An 8,230-nucleotide genomic window follows, 5' to 3' on the forward strand; every position below is an offset into this window, starting at 1 on the left:
AGCGCAGATCCATCCGGTTTGCGGCATCGCTGGGTTGATGCGTTCAACCCGGTAGACCCCCATGCGTTCCTTCAGCCTCTGTTGAGGGCTGCCGACCGTGCATGGACCGCACAACGACTCGATCTCCAATTGCCTGGGATCACCATCGAGGTGAATGAGCCTGATGGCAGCGTGCTGACCGATGTGGCGAAGACAGCCATTGCCCTGGATCTTCCCCTGGAACTGGATGACGACGGCTGCCCATCACCTTCGGAACTGATTCAGGTGTTCAAAGACAGCAGCCAACGCCGGGTGCTTGAACAGCAGCTTAGTCATGCCCTGCCACCGCTCAGCCTTGTGGCATCCACAGAAGCCACCCCAGCGGCAGCAGATTCTGATGGGGAAGAGGCTGGTTCGACCAGCCCCAACACGTCACTGACCCCGTGGACCTGTGCCACCCAGCACTACGCCCACCTGGTGAATCAACAGGTGATCGTAGTGCTGCTCACCGATGCCAAGGATCGTCCAACCGTGCGTCACAAGACGCGCCTGAAGCTTGGGCTCAAGGGTGCCGGTGCTGATCTCACATGGCCCCTGTTCACGGCATCCCAGGACGAGAAGCTGAACGGATTGGTAAACAAGCGCACCGTGCAACGGCTCAACACCCGTCGGCGTCAGGTGTTGGAACTGGAAAAGGATCTGCTGTCGATGATCCAGGCCCGTTCAGCCCAGCCCCTGATCGGCGAACAGGTGGAAGGTTGCATCAGTGGTGTGCAGAGCTATGGCTTTTTCGTGGAAGTTGGTGAGAGTCGCGTTGAGGGGCTGGTTCATGTGAGCTCCCTCAACGATGACTGGTACGAATACAGATCACGCCAGAATCGCTTGGTCGGGCGCAAGAACCGTCAGACCTATCAACTCGGAGACGCCGTTCAGGTGCGCGTGATCAATGTGGATGTTCTGCACAACCAGATCGACCTTGAGGTCATCAGCCAGGGTTCCGATGCTTCTAGCGAGCCTGAATCGTCGGAGCCGCTGCCTGTTGCTCTCAGCGAGCGCTGAGTGATGCATCCCTACGTTCTGGCGGTCACCGGTGCATCCGCCCAACCCCTTGCCGAGCGTGCCCTTCAGCTTCTGTTGCAGCGCGGGCGTGTTGTTCATCTCGTGCTCAGCCACGGCGCCCATGAGGTCTTTCGTGCGGAACAGGGGCTTTCCATTCCTGTGGATCCTCTGAAGCAGCGAGAGTTCTGGAGGGTCAGGCTTGGGGTAGAGAGCGGCGAACTCATCTGTCATCGCTGGAATGATCAAGCCGCCTGCATCGCCAGTGGCAGCTACCGAACCCGGGCGATGGTCATCGTTCCCTGCAGCATGGGAACCGTTGGACGGATCCATGCCGGCATTGCGGCTGATCTAATCGAACGTTGTGCGGATGTGCACCTCAAGGAGCGCCGTCCCCTGGTGATTGCTCCCCGGGAGATGCCCTTCAACCTGATTCACCTCCGCAACCTCACCGGCCTGGCTGAAGCCGGAGCCACCATTGCCGCGCCCATACCGGCTTGGTACACCCAGCCCGATTCGTTGGAGGAGATGGTGGACTTTTTGGTGGTGCGCCTGTTCGATGGCTTGGAGGACGATCTCGCACCCCTGAACCGCTGGAACGGCCCCCTTGAATGAGCATGTTTCAGCGGCTGCTGCTGATCCCCTGCTTGGCTCCACTGCTCGCCTTGCTGACGTTGTCGGCCACCAATGTCGGAGACAAGACTTGGATCCGCCTGTTGATGTGGACGACGCCTGCACTTCCCGTGGGGGCATGGACGGCGCTGGCCGGCGTTGGTGGTGCTGCCGGAGCCGCCGCTGTCGCAGCGTTTCTTGTTTTGCCCGCGGAACGCCCTCTGAGCCGCAAACGCCGTTCCCCCGTCCAACCCGAATTCGAAGAGACGGAGTACGTCGCCCATGAATCGGCACCCAGATCCAGCGCAAACCATTGCCCCGAGAGGGATGTGAGAGAAACGGCTCCAACGGTCTCGGTAACCTACCGCGTGATTCAGCGCCCTGCATTAGACCCCCATCCGCTACAAGCTTCAACCGTGGCTTGTCCACCACAGGAGTTCAGTGATTGGGGCGATGATCCGGATGCGAACTGGTAAGCAACCAACCAAGCTGCTTACAGTTGTACCAGCAATGCTGGATCGGTGAGCAAAACCCCTGTCGAGAAGCAGACTTCAGGTCGAGAGGCCCCTGCCAAGCCAGCGCCGAAAGCCAAGCCGCCGAAGCCGGAGGACAAGCCCTTCCCTGAATTCATCGACACGCTGTTTTTGCCGGCCGTCGCCAAACAACTGGCCGAGCACGACATCACTGCTGAGCTGCTTGAGCGCGTGGATGGGCAGCGTCCCGTCGTTGGTGGTGAATGTCCGATGGTGGTCGGTGAACTGCCTGGGGGTCGCCGCTTCTGGGTCTGCTTTTCCAAGGCCGACATCAACAGTTCCAAGGTGATTGCTTTGGCTGATGCCGGTAGTGAGCCAACACTGCTAGAAAGCTTTCTGATCGATGAGAAGCGGATGTCCTTGCCCCTTCTCGTCTCCCGCCTGTTGCAACGGCTCAACGGCCAAAAATGGCTGGGAGGTAACTAACTACTCGTGTTGGCCTCGGAGGTTGGGCTGACGCGCCTACATTGGCAGGATCGTGATCCGTAACTGATGGTCCCTCCCACCGCCGTGGCCGAAGGCAGCGCTGTAGCCATCAAGGATCCTGTCAAGGACACAATCTTGACGCCTCGCTTCTACACCACCGATTTCGAAGCGATGGCGGCGATGGATCTTCAGCCCAATGAGGCTGAACTAGAAGCCATCTGTGAAGAGTTCAGGAAGGACTACAATCGCCATCACTTCGTTCGCAACGAAGAGTTCGAAGGTGCCGCCGACAAGCTCGATCCGGAAACCCGCAAGGTCTTCATCGAATTCCTTGAGCAGAGCTGCACGTCTGAATTTTCAGGATTTCTCCTCTACAAAGAGCTGAGCCGTCGGATCAAAGCCAAAAATCCTCTTTTGGCCGAATGCTTTGCCCACATGGCACGTGACGAAGCTCGCCACGCCGGCTTCCTCAACAAGTCGATGAGCGACTTCGGCATGCAGCTGGATCTCGGCTTCCTGACGGCCAACAAGGACTACACCTTCTTTAAACCGAAATTTATCTTCTACGCCACCTACCTGTCTGAAAAGATCGGCTACTGGCGTTACATCGCCATTTACCGCCACCTCGAAAAGAATCCCGACAGCAAGATCTTCCCGATCTTCAATTTTTTCGAGAACTGGTGTCAGGACGAAAATCGCCACGGTGATTTCTTCGATGCCCTGATGAAGGCGCAACCGGACACGGTTCGTGGCCCGATCGCCAAACTCTGGTGCCGCTTCTTCCTGCTGGCGGTGTTCGCCACCATGTATGTGCGCGACGTGGCCCGCAAGGAGTTCTACGAGGCCCTTGGCTTGGACGCTCGCACCTACGACCAGATGGTGATCGAGAAGACCAACGAAACCTCTGCGCGCGTTTTCCCTGTTGTTCTCGATGTGAATAACGACAAGTTCTGGACGCGCCTCGAACGCCTGGTCGCCAACAACGCCGCCCTGGAGAAGGCCGACGCCAGCAATGCCATCGCTCCTGTGAAGCTACTGCGGAAGTTGCCCTTCTGGATCGGTAATGGTGCCGAAATGGCCAAGCTGTTCCTGATGCCTGCCATCGACAGCGATCGCTTCCAGCCTGCTGTGCGCTGAGGGGTTACCCCAGCCCAATCGAGGAGATTTCTTGACCAACGCCTTTTCGAATCAGTGGCGAGGACTCATGGAGTCCTTGCTTCATCGCGGTAGTGCTGCAGGAGCCGACCTGGTGGAGGTGTTCCTCGAGCGCACCGATCACATCGGTTTGCTGGCAGAACAGGATCGGATCACCAGTGTCAATCCTTCCTTCGCTCGTGGCGCTGGCCTCAGGGTGTTCCGTGATGGCCGAGATGGCTTCGTGAGCACCAACGACCTCAGCGAAGCTGGGCTGACGCGGGCCCTTGATCAGGCCCTCGCCATGCTCGGTCTCGAGGCTCAACAGCTCACTTCGCCTACAACGTTCGAAGGGCTGAAACGGCTGACCGACCACGGTCTGGCCAAAGCCGACTGGCTGGAACGTTGTCCATCCCTGGATCAGGCCAGCCAGTGCCTGCTTAAGGGCACAGCCCATCTCAATCGTCTCGGTCAGCACCTTCAGGTGCGCCGCGGCAGCTACGCCCGGGACTGGCAAGAAGTGCTGGTGGCTGCATCCGATGGCACTTTCGCCCGCGACATCCGCCTGCATCAGTCGACCGGTCTTTCCGTTCTCGCCGCCGACGGAGATCACCGGTCCAGCATTGGCCGCCGCTATGGCAGTTCCGATCGTCCGGATGATCTTCGGGACTGGGATTCCGAGGCCAGTGCAGCTGAGGTTTGCAACAGCGCTGGAACGATGTTGCGTGCCGACTACGTGGATGCTGGACAAATGCCTGCTGTTCTCGCCAATCGCTTCGGTGGCGTGATTTTCCACGAGGCCTGTGGTCACCTGCTCGAAACAACCCAGATCGAACGGGGCACCACTCCCTTCGCTGACTGCGTTGGTCAACGAATCGCTCATCCAGCTGTCACCGCCATCGATGAAGGGCTGAGTGGTGGATCCTTCGGTTCCCTTTCGATGGACGACGAAGGGATGGAACCAGAGCGCACCGTTCTGATCAAAGACGGCGTGCTGCAACGGTTCATTAGTGACCGGGCCGGTGAACTCCGCACAGGTCACAAACGCACCGGAAGCGGCCGACGTCAGAGCCATGCCTTCGCCGCTGCGAGCCGGATGCGCAACACCTTCATCGATGCGGGCTCGCATACCCCTGAGCAGTTGATTGAATCCGTCGACCAAGGCCTGTACTGCAAGGCCATGGGTGGGGGAAGTGTCGGCCCAACGGGTCAGTTCAATTTCTCTGTTGAAGAGGGTTATCTGATCGAAAACGGCGAACTCACCAAACCGGTGAAAGGGGCCACGTTGATCGGTGATGCGAAGGAGGTCATGCCTCGCATTTCGATGTGTGCCAACGATCTTGAACTGGCTGCCGGGTTCTGCGGATCCGTCAGTGGGAGTGTGTTCGTCACCGTGGGCCAACCCCATATCAAGGTTGATTCGATCACGGTGGGGGGCCGTTGATGATGTCCAGTAACAATAGCCTCAATGCCACAGATCTCAGGGATCGCCTTCAGATCCTCGCGTCCCGAGAAGGCATTCGTCGTTGGGACCTTGGTGCCGCCTGCAGCGACGACTGCTCCGTTCAGGTGGATCGCGGTGAGGCCAAACAACTCAAGGCTTCGCAGCGGAGCTCAATCACCGTGCGGGTCTGGAACAACGACGGCCTAGTGGGCATCACCAGCACCACTGATCTTTCGGATAGCGGGTTGGAACAAGCTCTGGTGGAGGCCCACGCGGCCAGCCATTTTGGCAATCCCGAGGAAATCCCTCAGTTCTCATCACTGGCAACAGCTCCACTCCCCGAGCTCGATCGACCGCTTCAACCCCGACAGGGAATCCTTCCTCTGCTGGACACCCTTCGGGATGCAGAAGCCGATCTACTTGGTCGCCATCCAGCCATCCAGACTGTCCCGTACAACGGACTGGCGGAATCCCTATCCCAAAGCCTCTATCTCAACAGCGATGGAGCACTGCGCCAGATGGAGCGCACCCAAGCCAGCTTGTACCTCTACGCAAGAGCGGAAGAAACAGGTCGCAAGCCTCGCAGTGGTGGTGCTGTTCGTCTGGGTCTTGGCAGCAGCGAACTGGATGTTCAAGGCTGCATCAGCGAAGCGGTTGATCGCACAATCAGCCATCTGGACTATCGCCCGATCGAAACCGGGAACTACCGGGTTTGTTTCACACCTGAGGCCTTTCTTTCCTTGCTTGGTGCATTCAGCAGCATGTTCAATGCTCGTTCGGTGCTCGATGGGGTGAGCTTGAGCCATCGGGATTCGATTGGATCCGATCTGGCGGTTCCCTTCTTCAATCTCCACGATGATGGCCTCCATCCTGGACACATCAGTGCGGCAGCCTTTGATGGCGAAGGAACACCAACCCGGCGGCTCTCCTTGATTGAGGGCGGAACTCTGCGGAATTTCCTTCACTCAGAAGCCACGGCCCGGGCCTTCGGTGTTCAACCCACCGGTCACGCAGGTCTTGGAGCCAAGGTTTCGGTTGGTCCCGACTGGTTTGTGGTCAGTTCCAACCCGCAAGAGAGCAGTGGCAACACCCTCGATCACCGCACCGAGTCAGACCCCTTCGTTCTGATTGAGGATCTGTCAGCTCTCCATGCCGGTGTGAAAGCCACCCAGGGCTCCTTCTCCTTGCCCTTCGACGGCTGGTTGGTGAACAACGGCGAACGGGTCTCCGTTGAAGCAGCAACGGTTGCTGGTGATATCCGCTCTGTTCTCAAGGGGATTACTCACCTGGAAGCTAATTCTGAAGTCACCCACCGTGGTGTTTCCCCCCATATTTGGGTGGATGAGCTCTCCATCACCGGCGAAGCCTGACGTTGAAAATTCTGTTCTGGGGAACACCGGTCTATGCGGTGCCGACCCTTGATGCATTGCATGGGGCGGGTCACACCATCGTTGGGGTGGTGACCCAGCCGGATCGGCGACGTGGTCGCGGCAAACAGTTGGTTCCATCACCGGTCAAGGCGAGGGCGGAAGAGCTTGGTCTTCCGGTGTTCACCCCTAATCGGATCCGACGGGATGATGATTGCAAGGCCAAGCTTGCTGCACTCGGTGCCGATGCCTCGGTGGTTGTTGCCTTCGGACAGATCTTCCCCAAGGATGTGTTGCAGCAACCTCCCCTGGGCTGCTGGAACGGCCACGGATCACTTCTACCGCGTTGGCGGGGTGCGGGTCCCATCCAGTGGGCCCTGCTCGGAGGAGATCAGGTAACGGGTGTAGGGATCATGGCCATGGAAGAAGGGCTCGATACCGGCCCTGTGCTGCTCGAGCAACGCACCCCGATCCAGCTGCTGGACACCTACATCACTTTAGCCGAACGGCTCAGCGCTCTTACTGCAGAGCTGATGGTGCAGGCCATGCCCCTGATTGAAGCGGCCGGTCCGGGTAGCGAAGACGAGAGATTGGCAAGACTCGATGTGCGCGGTCAGGCCGAGGAGTCAACCTATGCCCGCATGTTGGAAAAGCAGGATTTCCAATTGGATTGGTCAGCCCCTGCGCTCAGCATTCATCGCAAAGTGATGGGGCTTCATCCCGGAGCGTTTACCCACTGGCAGGGCAAACGTTTGAAGGTGCTGCGCACTGAGCCACTGATCGAGCGCTTGCAGGATCAACTCAGCGCTGAAGTGCGGCAACTCGTGGGCCAATGGCCCACCGGAGGGCATCCACCAGGAACAATCCTGGCCGTGCTTGAGGAATTGGGGCTTGTGGTCAGCAGTTCAGGCTGCCCCCTTCTGATTCGGGAGGCTCAGCTGGAAGGAAAGGCGCGCAGCACAGCACCCGTTCTGTTGCAGCAACTCAAGGCCACTCCTGGAGAACGCTTCGGCGGGAGTTGATTCAGGATTCCGTGTACAGCGAACGCGCTTGCGTCCAGACCCGGTCAAGATCCTGTTTGGAGAGTTGAAGAGCTTCCGGAAACATCGTCGAGAGTCATTGTTGCCGTTTCGCCAGTGTGTCGGCCTCAAAAAATGTTTACTGCGATGCCAGCACTCTGAATTTGAGAAATGCAAGTAACCGTGCACGCAGGCGAATCGTGTTCACAAGTTTGATCCGTCCGCTTTCATCACGAAGATGAATGGTGCCGCCGGCTTCCACTTCACTTAGTCGCGGTGCAAGCAACCCCAGTGTTGTTGGCGGTTGCCAATAACGTTCCTTGGTCTCGGGATGGGGGTAGTAAATCCAGCCGCTAACAACCTCAGCTTCACTTGCCTTGATCTCCACATGCCAGAACGAGCATGTTTCTAGTAGGTGGAGATCGGTCTATTGCACCTTCCCGAATAAATGATCGGGATCTGAGAGTACAACTTCCAGGGGTGCAAAGTCGACGTTCAGCGTACCGAAATAACAGCCGGAGAGGTCGAGCCCGAATGCCTTGAACACGGGGTATTGCATTCGAATCGCTCCATCCAGATACGGAGATTCCTTGCTTGTCCCAGAGACGACTCCATAGCCAGCGCAGAGACGCCCAGCAAGCCATTCAGCGTTTATGGGTC

9 protein-coding genes and 1 pseudogene are annotated in these 8,230 nt (G+C 58.2%); 8 read left to right on the forward strand and 2 right to left on the reverse strand.

Translation table 11 applies throughout. From position 1 onward, the window contains the following. From ACGVJ8_RS06150 to fmt, 8 genes are all read left to right on the forward strand, one after another. The coding region (locus ACGVJ8_RS06150; RefSeq protein WP_392346395.1) for a S1 RNA-binding domain-containing protein at positions 1-1,038 on the forward strand (1,038 nt) is incomplete at its 5' end. Between the two features lie 3 nt (positions 1,039-1,041). Beyond that, on the forward strand, positions 1,042-1,650 hold the full coding sequence (locus ACGVJ8_RS06155) for a flavin prenyltransferase UbiX (RefSeq protein WP_392346397.1): 609 nt from the start codon (positions 1,042-1,044) through the stop codon (positions 1,648-1,650). Continuing rightward, positions 1,647-2,123 (forward strand): hypothetical protein, encoded by a 477-nt coding sequence (locus ACGVJ8_RS06160; protein WP_392346399.1) that lies wholly within the window; start codon positions 1,647-1,649, stop codon positions 2,121-2,123. The genes ACGVJ8_RS06155 and ACGVJ8_RS06160 overlap by 4 nt, the downstream gene beginning before the upstream one ends. Positions 2,124-2,168: 45 nt before the next feature. Beyond that, on the forward strand, positions 2,169-2,606 hold the full coding sequence (locus ACGVJ8_RS06165) for a DUF2996 domain-containing protein (RefSeq protein WP_392346401.1): 438 nt from the start codon (positions 2,169-2,171) through the stop codon (positions 2,604-2,606). A 66-nt stretch (positions 2,607-2,672) separates the two neighbouring features. Then, the gene (acsF, locus tag ACGVJ8_RS06170) at positions 2,673-3,743 is read left to right on the forward strand and encodes a magnesium-protoporphyrin IX monomethyl ester (oxidative) cyclase (protein ID WP_392346403.1); all 1,071 of its coding nucleotides are present in this window, start codon (positions 2,673-2,675) and stop codon (positions 3,741-3,743) included. 31 nt (positions 3,744-3,774) lie between these two features. Next, positions 3,775-5,184 carry a TldD/PmbA family protein gene (locus tag ACGVJ8_RS06175; protein WP_392346405.1) on the forward strand — a complete coding sequence of 470 codons (1,410 nt, stop codon included), beginning with the start codon at positions 3,775-3,777 and terminating at the stop codon, positions 5,182-5,184. Next, positions 5,184-6,554: a TldD/PmbA family protein gene (locus ACGVJ8_RS06180; protein ID WP_392346407.1), complete on the forward strand. Its 1,371-nt coding sequence runs from the start codon at positions 5,184-5,186 to the stop codon at positions 6,552-6,554. The genes ACGVJ8_RS06175 and ACGVJ8_RS06180 overlap by 1 nt, the downstream gene beginning before the upstream one ends. A 2-nt stretch (positions 6,555-6,556) precedes the next feature. Beyond that, positions 6,557-7,573 carry a methionyl-tRNA formyltransferase gene (gene fmt / locus ACGVJ8_RS06185; RefSeq protein ID WP_392346410.1) on the forward strand — a complete coding sequence of 339 codons (1,017 nt, stop codon included), beginning with the start codon at positions 6,557-6,559 and terminating at the stop codon, positions 7,571-7,573. A 136-nt stretch (positions 7,574-7,709) separates the two neighbouring features. Here fmt and ACGVJ8_RS06190 read toward each other — a convergent pair whose 3' ends face one another. Together ACGVJ8_RS06190 and ACGVJ8_RS06195 are read right to left on the reverse strand one after the other, a co-directional pair. Further along, positions 7,710-7,958 carry a hypothetical protein gene (locus ACGVJ8_RS06190; RefSeq protein WP_392346412.1) on the reverse strand — a complete coding sequence of 83 codons (249 nt, stop codon included), beginning with the start codon at positions 7,956-7,958 and terminating at the stop codon, positions 7,710-7,712. Between the two features lie 39 nt (positions 7,959-7,997). After that, positions 7,998-8,230 (reverse strand): annotated as a pseudogene (locus tag ACGVJ8_RS06195) (hypothetical protein); the annotation flags it as partial.

It is taken from the genome of Parasynechococcus sp. (genome assembly GCF_042954245.1).
Taxonomy (GTDB): domain Bacteria; phylum Cyanobacteriota; class Cyanobacteriia; order PCC-6307; family Cyanobiaceae; genus Parasynechococcus.